This window comes from Streptomyces sp. ADMS (assembly GCF_033441795.1).
GTDB lineage: Bacteria > Actinomycetota > Actinomycetes > Streptomycetales > Streptomycetaceae > Streptomyces.
This window is the reverse complement of sequence record NZ_JAVFVX010000066.1, coordinates 15,417-35,303: the sequence shown is the minus strand read 5'-3', so window position 1 is coordinate 35,303 and position 19,887 is coordinate 15,417. Positions and strand designations below refer to the sequence as shown.

Below are 19,887 nucleotides of genomic sequence, written 5' to 3'. Positions count from 1 at the left end.
GCGATGAGCGGCATGCGTACGACCCGTGAGCCGGGCGAGATCTTCGGCCCGCGCATGACCCTCTTCGCGGATGTCCTGAGCGTCGGATTCGCCACGGCCGTGGCGAGCCTGCCGCTGCTGACCGCCCCCGCCGCGCTCTCCACGGCCTGTGAGGTCCTGCGCGGCACCCGGGAGGACCGCCCGGTCACCGCCGGGCGTTATTTTCGGCTGCTGCGGCAGCGCCTGCGCGTCGGAGACCTGCTCGCCGGGCTCGCCGCCGTGATGGGCGTTCTGCTCGTGCTCGCCGACCTGGCGCTCGCCCGCACCGGCCTGCCGGGCGGACCGGCCTTCGCGGCCGTGGCCGCCGTGATCGCCGCGTACGCGGCCGTGACCGGCCTGCGCGCCTGCGGACGCCCCGAGTCGCTCACCGACTGGCCGGCCGCCGTGCGCACCGCCGCGCGGGACACACTCCGAGACCCGGGCGGCAGCGCCCTCGTCCTGCTCGCCCTGGCCACGGCGGCCCTGTGCGCCTGGACGCTGCTCCCGCTCGCGTTCCTGGCCCCGGGACCGCTGGCGATGGCGGTCACGGCGATCGACCTGAGGGGGCGACAGGACTGACAGAGCTGAGAGGCGAGGGGCCGCCCGCGCACCCGCACGGGCTAGTCCGACCGGCCCCGCCCCACCGAAGTGACGTATCTCTGAAAGGAGGACGCATGCCGGCCCGCTGAGGAGGCGCTGTGGCGAGATCCCGAGGTACGGCATCGGCGGTGGCCCTGGGGCTCCTCCTCGGGGCGCTGGCACCGACGGGAATCGCCACGGCCGACGCCGTACCCGCGCCCGAGGCCTGCGCGGCCGGCACCGGCCCCTACCAGCGCGAGCTGGAGGAGCATCTGAAGCTGACCGTGGACGGCCGGCAGACGCCCGCCGACTGCGAGGCGGTCCGCACCTTCCAGAGCCGCAACGGGGTGCGGCCCGCCGACGGTTACGCGGGCCTCACGACCTACCGCACGATGCTGGTCGTCGAGGCCCGAGCCGACCCGAACGCGGCCGGAAAGTGCCCTGTCCGCACGTACCGCATCGCCTGTGTCGATCTGACCCGGCAGCTGATGTGGGTGCAGTCCGGGAGCCGGGTGGTGTACGCGCCGGTGCCCGTCCGCTCGGGGCGCGACGGCTACGAGACCCGGACCGGCTGGTACACCGTCTACTGGCGCGTGCTCGACCACTACTCCGACCTGTACGACAACGCGCCCATGCCCTACTCCCAGTTCTTCAGCGACGGCCAGGCCTTCCACGGCACCCCCGGTGACCTGTTCTCCGGCGGCTCCCACGGCTGCGTCAACCTGCGCCTCGACGACGCCCGGCGACTGTGGAACACCCTCGTCCAGGACGACGCCGTGTACGTGTGGGGCGTGAAGCCGGGCACGGAGCGCAGGCTGAGGCCGGTGGACGCGGTCAGGCCGGCAGCCGTTCCCCCAGGTCCTCGCCCGGAAGGGCACCCGGAAGGACGTACGCCACCGCCGAAGCCCGGTGCTCGGTGAAGCGGCTCAGCTCGTCCGTCGCCGTCATCCGGTGCTGGACGCGCGCGAACAGCACGGGATCCCGCATGAAGGCGACGAACAGCAGGCCCCGGTCGTCCGGCCCGGCGTCGTAGCCGTAGCCCCGGCGCAGCATCCGCGCGCCCGCGTCCAGCCGTGGACCGGCCGCCCGTACGTGCGACCGCAGCGGGATGACGTACCGGCCCTGCGGGGTCTTCGCGAAGATGTCCACGTCGTCGTACAGGCGCGGATCGTGCTGCGCGGTCTCGACGGCTCCCGGGTGGTCGTCGACGGGGAGTTCGAGCGGGCCAACGGCATCACCGTGCCCGGCGCGGGCTCCGTCGTGGAGAACCTGACCGTCCGCAACCACCTCGCCAACGGCCCGCTGTTCACCGGCGTGACCGACCAGTCCGCCCTGCGGGCGGGCCGCGCGGGGCGGCGCGGAAGGCGCGGCGTGTCCACGAGGCCGGCTTCAGCTGCCCGGCCGCGCGCAGCGCCCGCTCGGCGGGAGCCGTGGAGTACGGGGCGGACCCGGCGGCCGCCCCGTTGGCCGCCGTACCTCCGCCACCGCCCTCCCGGGCCACCGACAGCCCGCTGCGGTCCCAGGCGAGCAGGCCGCCGTCCGGACGTCCGGCGCCCGTCACCTCGTACCACCCGACCGCCCGGTGTCTGCGATGGTCGGCGACGGCGCGCACCACGGCCGAGCCGTCGCCCGAGGCCGCGCGGACGGTGATCTCCGAGGGACTGACCCGGTAGGTGTGGAAGCGGGCCAGGGCCATGCGCTGGGGCTCGTCGGCGGAGAGGGGCCGCGGGCCGGGATCGCCGCCGCCGGTGAGCAGGAGACCGCCGCCACAGACCTCCATTGTGAGGACACCCGCCGCCCACCAGGTCCGCCGTACCCTTCGTGTCTTCTCGGTCGTGCCACTCCTGATGCGTCGCATGGTGACGTCTCCACATGCGGGCGGGCCGCGTACCGGTCGACACCGGTACGCGGCCCGCCCCGCGTCACCCTCCCGGGTGCGCGGCCGTCACCCCACTGGGCAGGGCGTCAGCACTTGTCGCCCTTGCACGGCTCCCCCCGCTTGTTGGTGATCCCCACGATCAGCCCGTCGGTACCCGTGCCGTTCGCCAGGGTCAGACGGTAGGGGCCGAAGACCGGGTTGTCCGGCAGGACGTAGCCCTCGGGGACGTCCTTCTCCACGAGGTGGTACGCGCCGACGCGGTTGTCGTCGAAGGAGCACCTGCCCATCCCGCCGGTGACACAGTCGCCGGCCATCCGGTCCCTGCCCGGGCCGCCCCGCTGGAGGCCGGACTTGCCGTTGCTGTCGAGCCACAGCTGGAAGACCGCGCCCCGCAGCGGCTTGCCGGTCTTCTTGTCGGTCTTGACGACCGTCAGCGCCAACCCCCTGACCAGGCCCGCGTCGAGAGTGAGGTCCTGGCGGTTGCCCGGGCCGAGGGTGACCACGGGGGAGCAGCCGCTGGTCGTGTCGACGACCGAGTCGTCACCCGTCGCGCCCGCGTTCTGCCTGGTCCAGAGGTAGCCGCGCGGGCTGCGGAAGCAGACCTTGTAGCGGCCGTCGGGCAGATCCGTGAACAGGTACTTCCCGTTCGCGTCCGTCGTGGCGGTCCTGAGCACGTCACCCGTGGCGGGGTCGACCAGCTCGACCGGGGCGTCCTTCGTACCGGGCTCGCCCGCGTCCTGGATGCCGTTGCCGTTGGTGTCGTGCCAGACGCGGTCGCCCAGTTCGCCGACCTGACCGACCAGACCCGCGCCGATCGTGTGGTTGACGTCGCCGGGGTCGCCGACGGCCACCGCGGTCCGGCCCGCCGAGTCGACGTTCGAGTCGAGCGCACGGCTGGAGCCGGCTCCCTGCCGGGTCCACTTCAGCTCGGCCATGGCCGGGGAGCCGGGCAGCGTCGACGGGTCGATGCCGCTGTGGTCGAAGGTCGTCGCGTACGTCGTGTTCGGCGCCAGGCCTTCCTGCGTGCCCAGGTAGTACTCGCCGTTCGCGTCGGTCGTGGCGGTCAGCGGCGGTCCGGTCGGCGGGGTCAGTGTGACGACGACGTCCGCGACGGGCGGCTCGGACGGGTCCTGGATGCCGTTGCCGTTCGAGTCGTACCAGACCCGGTTGCCGATCTGCACGGGCGCCTGGTCGCACACGAGTTCCAGGTCGGCGAGACCGTTGGCCTTGCCGAAGAGGTTCTGGCGGAGGGCGAGGTCGTTGTTCCAGGTCGCCTGGATGAGCAGGTTGCCCACGCTCGCGCCGTTGTCCGCGGTCCAGCGGCGAACGCCCTGCTGGAAGGCGCCGTACGGGTCGTAGGACGTGCTCCACACCCTGTCGCGGTACGGCTGGAGCACCGTGCCGCCCTCGGTGATCTGGTCGTGGACCGCGTCGATCGTGGTGGCGTCGGGGCCCACACGGGTGGAGTCGTCGTAGAACTCCCCGTTGCGCGGGCCCTGGCCGTTGCCCGGCTTGTCGCCGGTCAGCGAACCGCAGGAGGCGTTGTTCTCCAGCGTGTAGGTCTTCCCCGACCTGCAGGCGCGCAGTACGTCACCCGCTGCGATGCCGGTCACCAGCGGACGGGCCGTGCTGTTGTGGGCGAACGTGGCGGTGCCGGTCATGTCGCCGAAGCGGTCGCGGTAGCCCAGCACCAGGTCGCCGTTGTCGGCGATCTCGATGTTGGACAGGATGGGCTGCGGGGCGGAGACGAAGGAATGCGTCTCCGTGCCCGGGACCCGCTCGTTCCAGGCCTCCCACTGGGCGCTCATCACCTGGCCGACGGTGGACGGCTTGGTGCAGCGGTAGGCGGCGGGCGGGGCACCGATGAACCGGTAGGCGCACCCACGCTGGTAGTCCAGCGAGTGCGTGAAGATCTCGCCGAACGCACCGTTGCCGAACTCGTAGACGTGCGCGCTGAGTTGCGTCGGGTCGCCCCACGGGAGGTCGGTGGTGACGCTCGTCTCGGCGCCGCAGACCCCGCCCACCAGCACGCGCTTGCCGCGCACGCCGATTCCGTACGGGTGCCACTGGCCGGCGCAGGCCCTCGGCCTCGGGATGTCGTACGCGGTCTGCGTGCCGGGTCTCGCGGTCTCGCCGGAGCCCAGGATGGCCACGCTGTACAGCTTGGAGTCGTTGAGGTTGACCGCGTACAGCGTCCTGCCGTCACCGGAGACGTCGACGTCGCCGATGCCCTCGCGGCCGACCTTGCCGTAGACGGCGTCGTCGTGCAGCCAGTTGCCGGTGGTCTCGTGCGCGGTGAGTGTGCCGGGCAGTGTGACGAAGGTGTCGACGGTGGTGTCGGTGCCGAACTGGCGGTAGATCGTGTTGGTGTTGCCCGCCGGGCCGTACGCGGTGTGCCGCTTGACCAGCGTGCCCATGTACTTGTTGCCGGTGCGGTCCACGCCGATGCCGAACACGGCCTGCTGCTTCGTGTTGTCGGTCAGCTGGGTGACACTGGCGTCGGGTGTTTCGCCGGTGAAGCCCCCGCCGAAGGACACCAGGCCCTTGTGGGTGTCGGGGGCGTCGCCCTTGGTGAGGTTGCAGCTGACCAGGTTCGGGTTCTCCTGGCAGTAGACGCCGGGCTCCCAGAAGCCGGTCGTGTACGTGACGTTCGTACCGCCGGACACATCGACGAAGCCGACGTTGCTGCGGATGACGCCGGCGCCCGTGCCCGGGCCCGCGACGGCGGGGGAGAGGGTGTCGGGGTCCGGGTTGGTGACCTGGACGCGGTACCTGCCGACGGTGCGCTCGGACGAGGCCGCGAAGGTGGCGGTGCCGTCGGCCCCGGTCGTCCGGTTCCGGACGGTGCCGGCGTCGTCCGTCAGGCTGACCTGGACGCCGGCGAGGCCCGGCTCCAGCATGCCGTCGTACGCGCCGTCGGCGTCCACCTCGGTGACGACCCGTACGGTCACGGTGCCGTCGCCGGGAGCGGCGGCCCGGGCGGTCGCGCCGAGCGGGCCGAGCCCGGTGACCGCGACGGCCGGTGAACCGGTCGCGATCAGGGCGAGACTCAGACCGGTCAGACCGGTCAGACCGGCCAGCCGTCTCCGCCGTCCCGGCGGAGCGTCGTGCACGCGCCGGCGCGAGGCGGCGGTGCCTGGTTCTGTTCTGAACACTGTGTCCTCGTCTCGTAAAGCGAACACCCCATCGAGCTATGTATAGGAACGGTGAAGAAGATCGAATCGGCCCGTTCGGAGGAAATGGAGGATTGTCAGACCGGTTGGCTGAAGGGTTCTGGGGCCACATGGCGTCCCGCAGTCCCGTCCGTGACGGGCGCGGAGTGCCGCGATGCCGAGCGGCGCGGGGTCTTGGCGGGAGACGGGATCGGTCCTGAAGTCCGTCGGCGGTCTCTGGCGCACTTTCCCGATGACACGCCCCATTGGGCCTGGCGGCTCAGGGTCGGGGGTCGCGGGGCTTGCGGACAGAAACTGTCCGCAAGCGGAGCTAGCGTGCGGAACATGGCGAACACGGCGAAGCAGAACACGGCGAAGACGACCTCGACAGCCGCCGCGACGACGAGTCCCGGGTCGGCCCCGGCAGCCTCGGCCCCCGTCCTCGGCCCCCGCGCCCTCGGCCGCGCCACCCTCGCCCGGCAACTGCTCCTCGCCCGGTCGCCGATCTCCGCCCAGGACGCCCTCGCGCACCTCCTCGGTCTCCAGGCGCAGAACGTGAAACCCCCGTACCACGCCCTCGCCGCCCGCCTCGACGGGTTCGCCCCCGAGGAACTGTCCCGGCTGATGGCCGACCGTGAGGCCGTCCGCATCGTCACCATTCGCTCGACCATCCACACCCACACCGCCGACGACTGCCTCACCCTGCGACCACTCGTCCAGTCCGCCCGGGACCGCGAACTCACCCACTTCCGCAAGGGACTTGTGGGCGTCGACCTCGACCGGCTCACCGCCCTCGCCCGTGACCTCGTCGAGGCGGAGCCACGCACGATGAAGCAGCTGCGCGAGGCGCTTCTCGTCGAATGGCCGGACGCCGACCCCCAGTCCCTGGCCGTCGCGGCCCGCTGCCGGCTCCCGCTCGTCCAGGTCACCCCGCGCGGCCTGTGGGGCCGCAGTGGCCAGGTCGCCCTCACCACCGCCGAGCACTGGCTCGGCCGCTCCGCCGGCCCGGACCCGGACCCGGACCCGGACCCGGACCCGGCCCCGACCCTGGACGCGACCGTCCTGCGCTATCTCGCCGCCTTCGGCCCGGCCTCCGTGAAGGACATGCAGATCTGGGCCGGTCTGACCCGGCTGCGTGACGCCTTCGAACGCCTCCGCCCGCGGCTTCTGACCTTCCGGGACGAACGCGGCACCGAGCTCTTCGACCTCCCCGACGCTCCCCGCCCCGACCCGGACACCCCGGCCCCGCCGCGTTTCCTGCCCGAGTTCGACAACCTGCTCCTCTCGCACGCCGACCGCACCCGCGTCGTCCCCGCCGATCTCAGGGGCCGTACCTGGACGGGCAATCAGGCGCACAGCGTCCTGCTCGTCGACGGCCTCCTCGCGGGCCTGTGGCGCCTCGCGGACGGCACGCTCACCGTCGAGCCGTTCGGCGGGCTCACCAGGGACCAGCGGGCAGCGGTCGTCGAGGAGGGTGAGCGGATGCTCGCGGTGCTGCACGCGGGAACGGCGTACGACATCCGGTTCGGGACCGTCGTACGCGGATGAGGGCGGCCCTCACGCAGAGGCGGCACGACGTGGATAGGGGGCGCTGCGGACCGCTCGTGGCCGGTCCGCAACGCCCCCTGGCATTCACCTGAGGGGTGCTCAGGAGACTGTGGTGGCTGTACCGCTGGTGACTACGACGCGACCTGCGCCGCGACCAGGTTGGAGAAGGTGGTCAGCCGGGTGTAGACCCCGGGGTAGCCGGCCGCGGCGCAGCCCTCGCCCCAGGACGTGATGCCTGCCAGGACGCCGCCGATCATCAGCGGGCCGCCGCTGTCGCCCTGGCAGGTGTCGACGCCACCGGAGGTGTATCCGGCGCAGACCATGTCGCTCGCGACGTAGCTGGAGCCGTACGAGCTGGTGCAGCTGGCGTTGGAGACGGTCGGGACCGTCGCCGTGCGCAGCTGGTTGGAGGAGCTGCCGTTGGAGGAGGTGGTGCCCCAGCCGATGATGCGGGCGGTCGTGCCGGCCGCGTACACGCCGGTCTGCGACGAGGTGACGTACGACGCCGTGGTGTACGGCATCGAGGTGGCCAGGGTCAGCACGGCCACGTCCTCGCCGCTGGTGGCGGTGGTGTAACTCGGGTGGATCCAGATGCCGGTGACCCGGCTGACGGTGCCGTTGGTGCCGTTGCGGTAGGTACGGCCGCCGACGACTCTGACGCTGCTGGTCGTCTCGCCGACCATACAGTGGGCGGCGGTCACGACCTTGGTGGCCGAGACGAGGGTGCCACCGCAGAACTGGTTCTGCGAGGAGTCCGTGATCTGCATGACGTACGGGTACGCCGACGCGGTGGTCGTCGTACCGCCCACGATGGGCTGGGGCGCGGCGACGGCGCCGGGGGCTGCGATCAGCGCGGTCGACGCGGCGGCAGCGGTGGCCACCAGAACTGCGGCGGCCTTCTTTGCACGGGCGAGCCCGAACATGGGTTCTCCTCTTGGGGGGGGATTGCCGGTGGGGGGACGCGCGGGTGTGGGGGTTGGTTCACGGGGCGGTGGTGCTGTCCCGTGTGCCCGGCGAGCGGCACATCCACAAGGTAGGAGCCGGATAAGGGCCCACCCAATGAGGGAACCCCCTAGGGGAGTTGGGGAGGGAAAACCCTCGGTCGTACGACGTCGGCGGCGCGGTACGGTGAGAGCGCAAGGATGGATTCCGCGCAGGCGCCCGGCCGTACGGCACCCGTGTGGGAGCGGCTACGGCGCGTGCGCGGGGCGTGCGTGGAAGCGGTACGACCGGTATGCGCGCGTTACTTGGTGTGGCGTCCCGCCGCCAGTCGGACGATGTCCACCCGAGACCGGATCCCCAGCTTCCGGTACACCCGGGTGAGTGTCGCCTCGACCGTCTTGACGCTGATGAACAGGCGTCCGGCGATCTCGCGGTTGGTCGCACCCTCCATGACGAGCGCCGCGACCTGACGTTCCATCGCGGCGAGCCCGTCGAGCGCGGCGGCGGCCTGCGGCTGCTGTACGAGCGGCTGCGGCGCGGGAGTCGGCACGGTGGCCGCGTCCACCCGGCGCAGCCAGGGGAGCGCGCGCGAGCGTCTGAACAGACGTGCCGCCTCGTCGTACGACGTCGGGGCCTGCGCCGGTCCGGCCGGGGCGGCCCGGAGCTCGGCCAGGGCGAGTGCGGCGCGCGCCTCCTCAAGTCCGTAGCCCAGTTTGGCGAGTCGGTCCTGCGCGGACGTCAACTGGGCGAGAGCCGCCTCGTGTTCACCGCGCGCGGCCCGCACCAGCGCCTCGGCCCGGTCAAGCACCGCCAGCACACTCTCCCGGCCCAGCCGCAGCGCGTGGGCGCGCGACACGTCGATGACCTCCTGCGCCTCGTCGGTCTCGCCGACGCGGACGAGCGCCTCCGCGAGGTCGCCCTGCCAGCGTCCGCGCGCCGGGTCGTCGACGCCGAGATCGTGCTCCAACTCCCGTGCCCGGCGCAGCGACTGCACCGCGCCCGGCGCGTCGCCGGCCACCAACCGGGCGTATCCCAGGGCTGCCTGGGCCCGGGACAGATAGATCAGGTCGCCGTTCTCCTCGGCGTGTTCGACGGACTCCTTGGCCAGCGCCAGCGCCCGGTCCACATCGCCGCCGGACGCCTCGGCCAGCGCGGCGAGCATCGCGGAGGCGACCTCACCGATGCCGGTGTCCCTGGCCAGCCGCAGGCTCTCCCGGGCCAGGTCGAGCGCCCGGCCGCAGTGCCCGCAGCGCAGCTCGGTCTCGGCCAGGCCGCGCAGGAAGTGCACCTCGCTCTCGACCGATCCCCGCCGGCGCACCTCGCGCAGCAGGGTGGTGATGGTGGCCCGCGCCTCGGGCAGCTGGTCGCTCATGACCAGCCAGCGGAAGCGGACCGAACCGATGCCGTTGTGATGGACGGTGACTCGCGGGTCCTGGGGCTCCTTCAGGGCGCGTTTGATGGTCGCGGGCGCGTCCGGGTGGCCCATCAGGGTCTCGGTATGGGCCTGGAAGGACAGCGACATCAGCTCCGTGTGCCGGTCGCCGCCCCGCGCGGCGAGCTCCGACGCGCGCGCGGCCTCCTCGCGGCTCTCGGCGAAGTCGCCCTCAACGAGGAGCGCCCGCCAGGCCAGCTGGTAGTGGATCAGGGCGAGCAGCCGGGGGTCGTCACCCGCGTCGGCCAGCGCCTGCGGGAAGACTGCGTCGACCTCCGTCATGGCGTGGCCCGCCGTGTCGATCACGATGATCCAGGCCCGTACCCGGTCCTCGGGCACAGCGGTCCGGGCGAGCACCTGGCGGGCGATGTCCCGCGCGAGATCCAGGTCACCGGCGGTGATCGCGTCCTCGGCGGCCCGCAACCGGTGCTCGTCCGGGCTGGGCACGCTGTCGGCCGGAGTGTGCCGGACGGCGAGCAGCCCGAGCGAGGAGGCCACCGAAGGCGCCCCGCGGTCCCGGGCCAGCGCGGCGGCCTCGGCGAGCCGGGCGGCCACCTCCGGATCCGTGCCCTCGGTGGCCAGGGCGAGGTGCCGGGCCCGCTCGATGGGGTCGGAGGCGGCCGTGGACAGCGCGGCGTGCGCGGCCCGGCGCTCCTGGGCACTGGCCTCCGCGTACAGCGCGGCCGAGACGAGGGGGTGCGCGAACCGTACGGCAGGGCCCTCCGGCTCGGTCGCCAGCAGTCCGAGGGCCGCGGCCTGGGCGGTCTCCGCTCCGGCGTTCTCCCGGCCGGCCGCGTGCAGCAGGGACAGGGTGGGGCGGGCACCGGCACTCACCACGAGGAGGGTGCGGCGGGCGTCGTCCGAGAGCATCTCCAGTCGGCTGAGGACCAGCGCGCGCAGGGAGGTGGGCACCGGCAGCGGTTCGCCCGGGCGCGGGGGAGTGGGGTTCTCGGCCAGGGCCCGGCCCAGTTCGAGGGCGTACAGCGGGTTGCCGGCGCTGGTGCGGTGGATCTCCCGCACGGCCGAACGCGGGAGGCCGCCGTAGCCCCGGTGGTCCAGGAGCGCGGCCACCTGGGAGTGGGTCAGCGGGTTCACCCGGACCGCCAGGGTGTCGGGTGTGGACGCGCGTAGATAGCGGTCGTACTCCTGTCCGTCCGTCCGCCCCGCGAACACCATCCGGACGGGGTCGTCGCCCAGGCGGCGGGCCGCGAAACCGAGCAGTTCGGTGCTCGCGGTGTCCAGCCACTGGAGGTCGTCGGCGACGACGAGGACGGGGCCCTTGGCGGCCAGTGCGCGCAGCGCGGACAGCACGGCCAACCGCAGTGCGAGCCCGTCGCGCTGGAGCGTGGACTCGCCGCGGCCGGTGAGCGCCGACTCCAGAGCGACACGCTGCGCGACGGGCAACTGGCCGGACACCTCGTCGAGGACCAGGCCCAGAAGATCGGCGAGCGCGAGGAACGGGAGATGCGATTCGGACTCGGTGGCGGAGCAGCGCAAGACGGTCCGTGCGGATTCGCCGTATTCGGCGGCCAATGTCCGCAGAACGGTCGACTTTCCTATTCCGGCGGGTCCGTGCAGCAGTACGCTGCCGCCGCGCGAAAGCTGCTCGCGCGCCCCTGTGAGTGCTTCGTCCCGGCCTATGAGCAGGTCAGAGCGGCTTCGGCCAGACTCCTGGAAGTCCCGTCGCACGGTCACCGCTCCCCTCCTGTGTCGTGTGGGCCCCAATATTAGGCAACAGATCTTTGAAATTCGGACGGACGACGTGGTGAGCCAAATAACAGGACGGTAGCAGCATGGGGAAATTCAAGTCACCTGTGAATGAATGCTCGGTATGCGTGTGCGGAGCGTGACGACGGTTCCTCAGGGCAGCAGCCCCGCCCGCCGGGCCGCCACGACCGCCTCCCCGCGCGAGTGGGCACCCAGTTTGCGCATCGCCGAGCGCAGATAGCCCTTCACCGTCTCAGGACGCAGCCCCAGCCGCTCCGCGGCGACCGCGTTGGACGCCCCCGAGGCGACACACGCCAGGACGTCCAGCTCACGCGGCGCGAGCTCGACCCGGACCGCGGGCCGCCCGGCGGCCAGCAGACCGCACGCGTAGAGCAGTTCGTCCCGCAGCACCGGGTCGGCGATACGCGGGGCCAGCACACGCAACGCCGCGTGCGCCTCCCGCACCTGTTCCCACGCCCCGGCGTCCGGCGCCCCGGCACCGGCGGGATCCGGACGCGCCGCCGCCAGCAGCTCCCGCGCCCGGTCCCGTACGACGAGCGCCTGCTCCACGTCCCGGGCCGCCTCGACCGCCGCGCCGATCGTGCGGTCACCGAGGGGCTGGGCGGTGCGCAGGGCGCCGTACAGGACTCCGCGCACCCGGCGCCGTACGACGACCGGGACCGCCACCACGGAGCGCAGGCCCTCGGCGGCGACCGGGATGTCGTACTCATGGCTGATCTGCCGGGAGGCGGAGTAGTCCGTCACCACGCACGGGCGGGCCATGGCCACCGCCTTGCCGCCCAGACCGCTGCCGGAGATCACCGCGAGCGAGCGCAGCGACTGGGTGGAATTGCCGTTCAGTTCGCTGATGCGCATGTGCCGGCGCCCGGGTTCCACCAGGCCGCCGAAGGCGACCGGCAGCCCGGTGGCCCGCCGCAGCCGGGCCAGCGCCCGTTGCACCTCTGCCGCCTCGGCCGTGTCTGCTGCCACGTCATCGCCCCTTCGTCCGGCCTGTTCGTGGTGAGGCCGCCGGTCGCACGTAGCACTCACCCCCGTTCGGGGGTAGTGAGACCTGCATCACGGATTACACGATGTCAGAGTGTCGCCCGGCAACGGCCCGGGACCGAGGAGGACTGATGACGACGGTGACCGAGACCTTCCGCGAGGCGCGGGACTTCCTGCTGGCCCACCGGGAGGACTACGCCACCGCGTACGAGGGTTTCAGCTGGCCGCGTCCCGAGCGCTTCAACTGGGCGCTCGACTGGTTCGACGTCATCGCGGACGGGAACGACCGCACCGCCCTGCACATCGTCGAGGAGGACGGCTCCGAGGCCAGGCTGTCCTTCGCCGAGCTGTCCGCCCGCTCCGACCGGGTCGCCAACTGGCTGCGCGGGCGCGGAGTCCGCCCCGAGGACCGCGTTCTCGTCATGCTCGGCAACCAGACCGAGCTGTGGGAGACGGCCCTCGCCGCGATGAAGGTCGGCGCCGTCGTCATCCCCGCCACCCCGCTGCTCGGCCCCTCAGACCTGCGTGACCGGGTCGGGCGCGGCCGGGTCGCCCACGTCCTCGTCCGCGCCGAGGACACCGGCAAGTTCGACGAGGTGCCCGGCGGCTACACCCGGATCGCGGTGGGCGGCGCCCCCGAGGGCTGGCAGCCGTACGAGGACGCGTACGAGGCCCCGGCGGACTTCACGCCGGAAGGTCCCACCCACTCCGACGACCCCCTGATGCTCTACTTCACCTCGGGCACGACCGCCCGCCCCAAACTCGTCGAGCACACCCACGCGTCGTACCCCATCGGACATCTGGCGACCATGTACTGGATCGGCCTCAAGCCCGGCGACGTGCATCTGAACATCTCCTCGCCCGGCTGGGCCAAGCACGCCTGGTCCAACCTCTTCGCGCCCTGGATCGCGGAGGCCACCGTCTTCATCCACAACTACACGCGCTTCGACGCCACCCGGCTGATGGCGGAGATGGACCGCGCGGGCGTCACCTCCTTCTGCGCCCCGCCGACCGTCTGGCGCATGCTCGTCCAGGCCGACCTGAGGCGGCTGCGCACCCCGCCGCGCGAGGTCGTGGCCGCCGGGGAGCCGCTCAACCCGGAGGTCATCGAACAGGTGCGCCGCTCCTGGGGTGTCACGATCCGGGACGGCTTCGGGCAGACGGAGACCGCCGTCCAGGTCTCCAACAGCCCCGGCCAGCCGCTGAAGACGGGCTCCATGGGCCGCCCGAGCCCCGGCTACAAGGTCGTCCTCCTCGACCCGGTCTCGGGTGAACCGGGCGCGCCCGAGGGCGAGATCGCGCTCGACCTCTCCACCCGCCCGGTCGGCGTGATGACCGGCTACCACGGCGACGCCGACCTCACGGCCGAGTCGATGGCCGGCGGCTTCTACCGCACCGGGGACATCGGCTCGCGCGACGAGGACGGCTACATCACGTACGTCGGCCGGGCCGACGACGTCTTCAAGGCCTCCGACTACAAGATCTCCCCCTTCGAGCTGGAGAGCGCGCTGCTGGAGCACGAGGCGGTGGCGGAGGCCGCCGTGGTCCCCGCGCCGGACGAGCTGCGTCTCGCCGTACCGAAGGCGTACGTCGTGCTCGCGGCCGGCTGGGAGCCGGGCCCCGACACCGCGAAGGTTTTGTTCGAGCACAGCCGGGAGACCCTCGCCCCCTACAAGCGCCTGCGCCGACTGGAGTTCGCCGACCTGCCCAAGACCGTGTCCGGCAAGATCCGCCGGATCGAGCTGCGCGAGGCGACTGCGGCGGGTTCGGCGGACGAGTACCGCGAGGAGGATTTCCGGTGACCCAGCGCGAGTTGGCGGCCGCGGAGTCGTCGCACACGCACGGCACGAGCGGTACGGTCCTGCTCGGCGACACCGTCGGCGCCGACCTGCCAGGTGCTGGATGCCTTCCCGATGACGGTGTCGGGGGAAGGTGCGCAAGGTGGAGCTGCGGGAGAGGTACGCCGGGGAGGAATGAGGGCGGCGGTCGCCGATCAGGGCCGGCGCATGCAGACGCGGGGCCAGCGGTCGAGGCCGTGCTCGGCCTCCTCGGCGCGGATCTTCCGCAGCCCCGGGGTGAGTTCGGACTCGTCGAGGGCGCGGAAACCCAGACGGGCGTAGTAGGGCGCGTTCCATGGGACCTCGGTGAACGTGGTCAGGGTCAGGTGGGTCAGCACTTCCTCCCGGGCGCGGTCGGCTGCGTAGGCGAGGAGCGCCTCGCCGATGCGCCGGTGCGCGAAGTCGGGGTGGACGGAGACCTGTTCGATGTGGAGAGCGCCGTCCACCGGTTCGGCGATCAGATAGGCGAGGGGGCGGTCGTCGTCGGTGGAGGCGGCGACCCACGCGCGGCCCGCTCGCCGGTACCGCTCCAGTACGTCGAGGGCGGGAGGCTCGTCGTCCGCGATCGCCGCCATGCCCAAGCGCTCCGCTGGAAGTGCCGCGAGGCGCTGTCGGTCCGCTGTGGTGCCATCGAGGCTGGTCGCGCAGTTGCCCGCGCCCCTTTGGGGTGCTGCCGATCCGAAGCGGGCTTCGCCGGACCCGCTCAGGGCCCGGAAGAGGGAGCCGGCGGCGCGTTCGACGGCGCGGAGGGCGGGGAGTTCGGCGGGGGTGGCCCGGCGGATGCGCATGCGCCGAGTATCCGACGCGGGCGTGGGCCGGGCACCCGGATATCCGGCCTCAGACTCCGGTGGCGTCGAGGTCGTCCGCCGGGCTGTTGACCGGCTGCGGGGTGCCGGTGAGGTCGAGGACGAAGAGGGGGATGCCGAGGGTGTCGGCGCGGACGCGGGCCTCGTCCTCGTACCCGGCGAGGGAGAAGTAGACACAGTCCGAGGACTCCGTCATGGCCGTCAGCCACAGGCACTCGATGTCCCGCGGTGACGCCGGGCTCACCGTCGGGTCGACCTGTGCCAGGACGCCGCGGGCGGCGAGCCCGACGCCGGACGGGGGCCGCTGGTCCGCGCGGCGGATGTCCTGGTAGCCCAGCCAGCGCAGATAGAGGGCGGCGGCGGTGACGGCGTCGCGCGCGGTGCGGATGGTGACGGGCTGGAAGGCGCGCCGGGGGCGGGCGGTGGAGCGGGGACGGGGGGTACGGAGGGCGGCGGGGAGTTTCGCGGTGCCGGGCGGGGGCTGTGTGTCCGTGGCCTGCGCTGCTGTCGGCTGAGTGTCCGGGGCGGACCGCGTCACCGGGATGCGCAGGACGGTACCGCAGGGGCAGCCCAGCTCGGGGTGCGGCCACTGGTCCCGGCGGCCACAGGCCGTGCAGCGGACGGTGACCCACTGCTCGTCCCAGACGCGGTGGGTCACGGCCGTCGCGGTCGCCCGCTGGTCGAGCGAGGGGCTGACCGGCGCACCGCACGCGCACGGATACGACGGAGCCGCGTACAGATGCTCGCGCAGGCAGGCCGGGCACCGCACCGGCACGCTCTCGGCCATGGCCCACTCCACTACGTGACGTCAGGGGCAAGGGTCCCATCGTGCTCCACGGAACCCCCGCTTGTCCGTCTCTTGACGGCCTTCGCGAGCCCACTTACATTGTTTCCAGATAGTAGAAAGTGAATTCCGCAATACGGAAATGTGATGCGGAATGGTCACGCAAGTCCTCACTCTCCGCGGGGCGCGACGGGAGTACGAATCCGAGGAGTTGTTCTATGGCTCGTATGACCGCTGCCCGCGCGGCAGTCGAGATCCTCAGGCGGGAGGGCGTCACGCACGCGTTCGGTGTCCCCGGCGCGGCGATCAACCCCTTCTACGCGGCGCTCAAGGCCTCCGGCGGGATCAGCCACACCCTCGCCCGCCATGTGGAGGGCGCCTCGCACATGGCCGAGGGTTACACCCGTACCCACCCCGGCAACATCGGTGTCTGCGTGGGCACTTCGGGCCCGGCCGGCACCGACATGATCACGGGGCTCTACTCCGCGACCGGCGACTCGATCCCGATCCTCTGCATCACCGGGCAGGCGCCCACCGCCGTCATCCACAAGGAGGACTTCCAGGCCGTCGACATCGCCTCCATCGCCCGGCCGGTCACGAAGATGGCCGTCACCGTACTGGAGGCGGCCCAGGTCCCCGGCGTCCTCCAGCAGGCCTTCCACCTGATGCGGTCGGGTCGTCCCGGGCCGGTGCTGGTCGACCTGCCGGTCGACGTCCAGCAGACGGAGATCGAGTTCGACCCGGAGACATACGAACCGCTGACCGTCCACAAACCGGCCGCGACCCGCGCCCAGATCGAGAAGGCGCTCACGCTGCTGAACGCCTCGCACCGGCCGCTGATCGTCGCGGGCGGCGGCGTCATCAACGCCGACGCGTCCGAACTCCTCGTCGAGTTCGCGGAGTTGACCGGCGTCCCGGTCGTCCCCACCCTCATGGGATGGGGCGCACTGCCCGACGACCATGATCTGAACGCCGGCATGGTCGGCCTCCAGACCTCGCACCGCTACGGCAACGCCACCTTCCTGGAGTCCGACTTCGTCCTCGGTATCGGCAACCGCTGGGCCAACCGCCACACCGGCAGGCTGGACGTCTACACGGCCGGCCGCACCTTCGTCCACGTCGACATCGAGCCCACCCAGCTCGGCCGCATCTTCGCCCCCGACTACGGCATCGCCTCCGACGCGAAGGCGGCGCTGGAACTCTTCGTCACCTTGGCAAGGGAGTCGAGGGACGCGGGCAGGCTGCCCGACCGGTCCGTGTGGGCGGCGGCCGCACAGGAGAAGCGGGCGCGCCTCCAGCGCCGTACGCACTTCGACGACATCCCGATCAAGCCGCAGCGCGTGTACGAGGAGATGAACAAGGTCTTCGGCCCCGAGACGCGGTACGTGACGACGATCGGCCTCTCGCAGATCGCCGGCGCCCAGATGCTGCACGTCTACCGGCCCCGCCACTGGATCAACTGCGGCCAGGCGGGCCCCCTCGGCTGGACGATTCCGGCCGCGCTGGGCGTCGCCGTCGCCGACCCGGAGGCGCCCGTGGTCGCGCTCTCCGGGGACTACGACTTCCAGTTCATGATCGAGGAGCTGGCGGTCGGCGCCCAGCACCGCATCCCGTACGTCCACGTCCTGGTGAACAACTCCTATCTGGGCCTGATCCGTCAGGCACAGCGGGCGTTCGACATCGACTTCCAGGTCAACCTGGAGTTCGAGAACCTCAACTCGCCCGAACTGGGCGCCTACGGCGTCGACCACGTCAAGGTCGCCGAGGGCCTCGGCTGCAAGGCGATCCGGGTGACGGACCCGGCCGAACTGGCCACCGCCTTCGAGCAGGCCAGGAAACTCGCGGCCGGGCATCGGGTCCCGGTGGTCGTCGAAGTGATCCTGGAGCGTGTCACGAACATCTCCATGTCGACCACCAATGACATAGGAAACGTGGTGGAGTTCGAGGACATCGCGACCGAGCCGGGCCACGCGCCGACGTCGATCAGGACACTGAAGGTCTGACGACGGGGACACACGAGAAGGGGGTGCCCGTGGGCACCCCCTCTTGCTTCCCCCGTTGTTCCCCCGTGCGTTGTTCCCGTTGCTTTCCGGTGCTGACTCACAATGTGCTCGATCCCGGTGGGCAGTTGAAGCCCCCGGGGCGTGTCCAGAGCTGGATCTGAGGGTTCCGGGCGACGCCAACGCCTGGGCGCGACAGGACAGTTGTCAGCGGCGGCGCCGCCCGGAAGATCAGAGGACGGGGAAGGCGGGCGTCAGATCTCGGCGCCCGACAGGCGTTCCACGGCCCGCAGCAGGGCCGAGTGGTCCAGGCCCCCGTCTCCCTGTGTCCGCAGGGACGCGACGAGCTGGGCGACCACCGCGCCGACCGGCAGCGCGGCGCCGACCCTGCGGGCCGCGTCCGTCACGATGCCCATGTCCTTGTGATGGAGGTCGATGCGGAAACCCGGCGCGAAGTCGCGGTTCAGGAAGTTGTTTTTCTTGCGCGCCAGTACGGTCGAGCCGGCCAGCCCGCCGCCGAGCACCTCCAGCGCAGCCCTCAGGTCCACGCCCGACTTCTCCAGGAAGACCACCGCCTCGGCGCACGCCTGGATGTTCACGGCGACGATCAGCTGGTTGGCGGCCTTCACCGTCTGGCCGGAGCCGTGCGGACCGCACAGCACGATGGTCCTGCCGAGCGCCTCGAAGATCGGTTTCGCCGTGTCGAAGTCGGCCTGTTCGCCACCGGCCATGATCGAAAGCACGGCTTCGACCGCGCCCGCCTCGCCGCCCGAGACGGGCGCGTCCAGCACCCGGACACCCTTCTCCGCCGCAGCCTTCGCCAGGTCCACCGATGTCTGCGGGGTGATCGACGACATGTCGACGATCAGGGCGCCGGGCCGCACGTTCGCCAGGATGCCCTCGGGCCCGTAAGCGATCGTCTCGACCTGCGGTGACGCGGGCACCATCGTTATCACGACATCGGCGTCGCGCACCGCCTCGGCGATCGAGCCGGCCGCGGTGCCTCCGGCGGCGGCCAGGCGGTCGAGCTTGTCCTGTTCCAGGGTGAAGCCGGTGACGTCGTAACCCGCCTTGATCAGGTTCTCGGACATGGGTGAGCCCATGATGCCGAGGCCTATCCAGGCGACCTTGGGGAGACTGCTGAGACTGCTCATGAGGGGGGCGCCTCCTGCTGCTCCGGGAATGTCAGGGGGTTCGGCGCGCTTCGCGCGGCAGCCACTCGAAGGCCTCGGTGCTCGGCCGGTCGCCCGGCTTGTACTCCAGGCCGGTCCAGCCCTCGTAACCCGCCTTCTTCAGCTGGTCGAGGAGGCCCTCCAGGGGAAGCGTGCCCGTGCCCGGGGCGCCGCGGCCGGGGTTGTCGGCGATCTGGACGTGGCCCGTCCTCGCGGCGAAACGGTCGATCACCGACGGGAGGTCCTCGCCGTTCATGGACAGGTGGTAGAGATCCATCAGGAAGCGGGCGTTGCCGAGGCCGGTCGCCTCGTTCACCCTGTCGACGACCTCCACGGCTGCCGGGGCGCTCACCAGCGGATACCGGGGTGACTCCGGCTTGTTGAGCGCCTCTACGAGGAGGATCGCGCCGATGCGGCTCGCGGCCCTGGCCGCGAGCACCAGGTTCTCCAGCGCCAGCGCGTCCTGCTCCGCCGGGTCCACGCCCTCGATCCGGTTGCCGTACAGCGCGTTGAGCGCGCCACAGCCGAGGGACTCGGCCAGCCCCGCGGCCACCTCGATGTTGGCGCGGAACCGCTCGGACTCCTCCCCGGGTACCGACAGGGCGCCCCGGTCCGGGCCCGGCAGCTGTCCGGCGTAGAAGTTCAGGCCGGTGAGCCGGACGCCCGCGTCCTCGATCGCGGCCCGCAGGGAGTCCAGCTCGGACCGTGCCGGAGCGGGGGAGTCGAGCCAGGGCCACCACAGCTCGACCGCGCTGAAGCCGGCTGCCCGGGCCGCTGCCGGGCGCTCCAGGAGCGGGAGTTCCGTGAAGAGGATCGACAGGTTGACGTCGAAGCGGTGCTCTGTGAGTCCCATGACCGCGGGCGCCTCCTTTCGTTCCGTATTATGGAAATAAAATTCTACCTGATGGAAGGCTGCCGTCGAGTGCCGAAGCTTGTCAAGGGGGCTGTCCCGAGTGGCGGGGTGGGAGTGGGGCGGTTAGAAAGGTTTAACGCTCATATGAGCGGGGGCGCACGTTTCCCGTGTG

The 19,887-nt window shown here is 71.8% G+C and carries 15 protein-coding genes; 5 read left to right on the top strand and 10 right to left on the bottom strand.

Annotated elements, in window-relative coordinates; all coding sequences use genetic code 11:
• The first annotated feature begins 3 nt into the window (after window positions 1-3).
• Together RB628_RS25990 and RB628_RS25985 are read left to right on the top strand one after the other, a co-directional pair.
• Window positions 4-597, top strand: a complete 594-nt coding sequence (locus RB628_RS25990; protein ID WP_318322931.1) for a hypothetical protein — start codon at window positions 4-6, stop codon at window positions 595-597.
• A 119-nt stretch (window positions 598-716) separates the two neighbouring features.
• Window positions 717-1,517, top strand: a complete 801-nt coding sequence (locus RB628_RS25985; RefSeq protein ID WP_412180721.1) for a L,D-transpeptidase family protein — start codon at window positions 717-719, stop codon at window positions 1,515-1,517.
• Here the strand turns inward: RB628_RS25985 and RB628_RS25980 are convergent.
• From RB628_RS25980 to RB628_RS25970, 3 genes are all read right to left on the bottom strand, one after another.
• Window positions 1,432-1,884 (bottom strand): Dyp-type peroxidase domain-containing protein, encoded by a 453-nt coding sequence (locus RB628_RS25980; protein WP_318322930.1) that lies wholly within the window; start codon window positions 1,882-1,884, stop codon window positions 1,432-1,434. The two genes, RB628_RS25985 and RB628_RS25980, sit on opposite strands and share 86 nt — an antisense overlap.
• A 19-nt stretch (window positions 1,885-1,903) precedes the next feature.
• Window positions 1,904-2,455: a hypothetical protein gene (locus RB628_RS25975; RefSeq protein ID WP_318322929.1), complete on the bottom strand. Its 552-nt coding sequence runs from the start codon at window positions 2,453-2,455 to the stop codon at window positions 1,904-1,906.
• Window positions 2,456-2,562: 107 nt separating this feature from the next.
• Window positions 2,563-5,589 carry an SdrD B-like domain-containing protein gene (locus RB628_RS25970; protein WP_318322928.1) on the bottom strand — a complete coding sequence of 1,009 codons (3,027 nt, stop codon included), beginning with the start codon at window positions 5,587-5,589 and terminating at the stop codon, window positions 2,563-2,565.
• 384 nt (window positions 5,590-5,973) lie between these two features.
• Between RB628_RS25970 and RB628_RS25965 the strand changes: the two genes are divergently transcribed.
• Window positions 5,974-7,176 carry a winged helix DNA-binding domain-containing protein gene (locus RB628_RS25965; protein WP_318322927.1) on the top strand — a complete coding sequence of 401 codons (1,203 nt, stop codon included), beginning with the start codon at window positions 5,974-5,976 and terminating at the stop codon, window positions 7,174-7,176.
• Between the two features lie 131 nt (window positions 7,177-7,307).
• On the opposite strand, the gene RB628_RS25960 is transcribed toward RB628_RS25965, so the two are convergent.
• The 3 genes from RB628_RS25960 to RB628_RS25950 form a co-directional block, all read right to left on the bottom strand.
• On the bottom strand, window positions 7,308-8,099 hold the full coding sequence (locus RB628_RS25960) for a serine protease (RefSeq protein WP_318322926.1): 792 nt from the start codon (window positions 8,097-8,099) through the stop codon (window positions 7,308-7,310).
• 320 nt (window positions 8,100-8,419) lie between these two features.
• The gene (locus RB628_RS25955; protein WP_318322925.1) at window positions 8,420-11,245 is read right to left on the bottom strand and encodes a helix-turn-helix transcriptional regulator; all 2,826 of its coding nucleotides are present in this window, start codon (window positions 11,243-11,245) and stop codon (window positions 8,420-8,422) included.
• A gap of 165 nt (window positions 11,246-11,410) precedes the next feature.
• Window positions 11,411-12,247, bottom strand: coding sequence for a helix-turn-helix transcriptional regulator (locus RB628_RS25950; RefSeq protein ID WP_318322924.1), 837 nt, complete (start codon window positions 12,245-12,247; stop codon window positions 11,411-11,413).
• A 146-nt stretch (window positions 12,248-12,393) separates the two neighbouring features.
• On the opposite strand from RB628_RS25950, the gene RB628_RS25945 reads away from it, so the two are divergent.
• Window positions 12,394-14,064 (top strand): AMP-binding protein, encoded by a 1,671-nt coding sequence (locus tag RB628_RS25945; RefSeq protein ID WP_318322923.1) that lies wholly within the window; start codon window positions 12,394-12,396, stop codon window positions 14,062-14,064.
• Between the two features lie 191 nt (window positions 14,065-14,255).
• Here the strand turns inward: RB628_RS25945 and RB628_RS25940 are convergent, their stop codons facing one another.
• Window positions 14,256-14,888: a GNAT family N-acetyltransferase gene (locus RB628_RS25940; protein ID WP_318322922.1), complete on the bottom strand. Its 633-nt coding sequence runs from the start codon at window positions 14,886-14,888 to the stop codon at window positions 14,256-14,258.
• A gap of 49 nt (window positions 14,889-14,937) precedes the next feature.
• Window positions 14,938-15,693 carry a hypothetical protein gene (locus RB628_RS25935; protein WP_318322921.1) on the bottom strand — a complete coding sequence of 252 codons (756 nt, stop codon included), beginning with the start codon at window positions 15,691-15,693 and terminating at the stop codon, window positions 14,938-14,940.
• Window positions 15,694-15,908: 215 nt separating this feature from the next.
• Here RB628_RS25935 and gcl point away from each other — a divergent pair, with 215 nt between their 5' ends.
• Window positions 15,909-17,693 carry a glyoxylate carboligase gene (gcl, locus tag RB628_RS25930; RefSeq protein WP_318322920.1) on the top strand — a complete coding sequence of 595 codons (1,785 nt, stop codon included), beginning with the start codon at window positions 15,909-15,911 and terminating at the stop codon, window positions 17,691-17,693.
• Between the two features lie 251 nt (window positions 17,694-17,944).
• On the opposite strand, the gene RB628_RS25925 is transcribed toward gcl, so the two are convergent.
• Together RB628_RS25925 and RB628_RS25920 are read right to left on the bottom strand one after the other, a co-directional pair.
• Window positions 17,945-18,844, bottom strand: a complete 900-nt coding sequence (locus RB628_RS25925) for a 2-hydroxy-3-oxopropionate reductase (protein ID WP_318322919.1) — start codon at window positions 18,842-18,844, stop codon at window positions 17,945-17,947.
• A gap of 31 nt (window positions 18,845-18,875) precedes the next feature.
• Entirely contained in the window at window positions 18,876-19,715 is an 840-nt protein-coding gene (locus tag RB628_RS25920) for a TIM barrel protein (RefSeq protein WP_318322918.1), read from the bottom strand.
• Window positions 19,716-19,887 lie beyond the last annotated feature (172 nt).

Coding starts and splice junctions, on each gene's coding strand:
- RB628_RS25990 (WP_318322931.1), top strand. CDS start 4: ATGAGCGGCATGCGTACGACCCGTGAGCCGGGCGAGATCTTCGGCCCG.
- RB628_RS25975 (WP_318322929.1), bottom strand. CDS start 2,455: ATGCGACGCATCAGGAGTGGCACGACCGAGAAGACACGAAGGGTACGG.
- RB628_RS25965 (WP_318322927.1), top strand. CDS start 5,974: ATGGCGAACACGGCGAAGCAGAACACGGCGAAGACGACCTCGACAGCC.
- RB628_RS25960 (WP_318322926.1), bottom strand. CDS start 8,099: ATGTTCGGGCTCGCCCGTGCAAAGAAGGCCGCCGCAGTTCTGGTGGCC.
- RB628_RS25945 (WP_318322923.1), top strand. CDS start 12,394: ATGACGACGGTGACCGAGACCTTCCGCGAGGCGCGGGACTTCCTGCTG.
- RB628_RS25940 (WP_318322922.1), bottom strand. CDS start 14,888: ATGCGCATCCGCCGGGCCACCCCCGCCGAACTCCCCGCCCTCCGCGCC.
- RB628_RS25935 (WP_318322921.1), bottom strand. CDS start 15,693: ATGGCCGAGAGCGTGCCGGTGCGGTGCCCGGCCTGCCTGCGCGAGCAT.
- gcl (WP_318322920.1), top strand. CDS start 15,909: ATGGCTCGTATGACCGCTGCCCGCGCGGCAGTCGAGATCCTCAGGCGG.
- RB628_RS25925 (WP_318322919.1), bottom strand. CDS start 18,844: ATGAGCAGTCTCAGCAGTCTCCCCAAGGTCGCCTGGATAGGCCTCGGC.
- RB628_RS25920 (WP_318322918.1), bottom strand. CDS start 19,715: ATGGGACTCACAGAGCACCGCTTCGACGTCAACCTGTCGATCCTCTTC.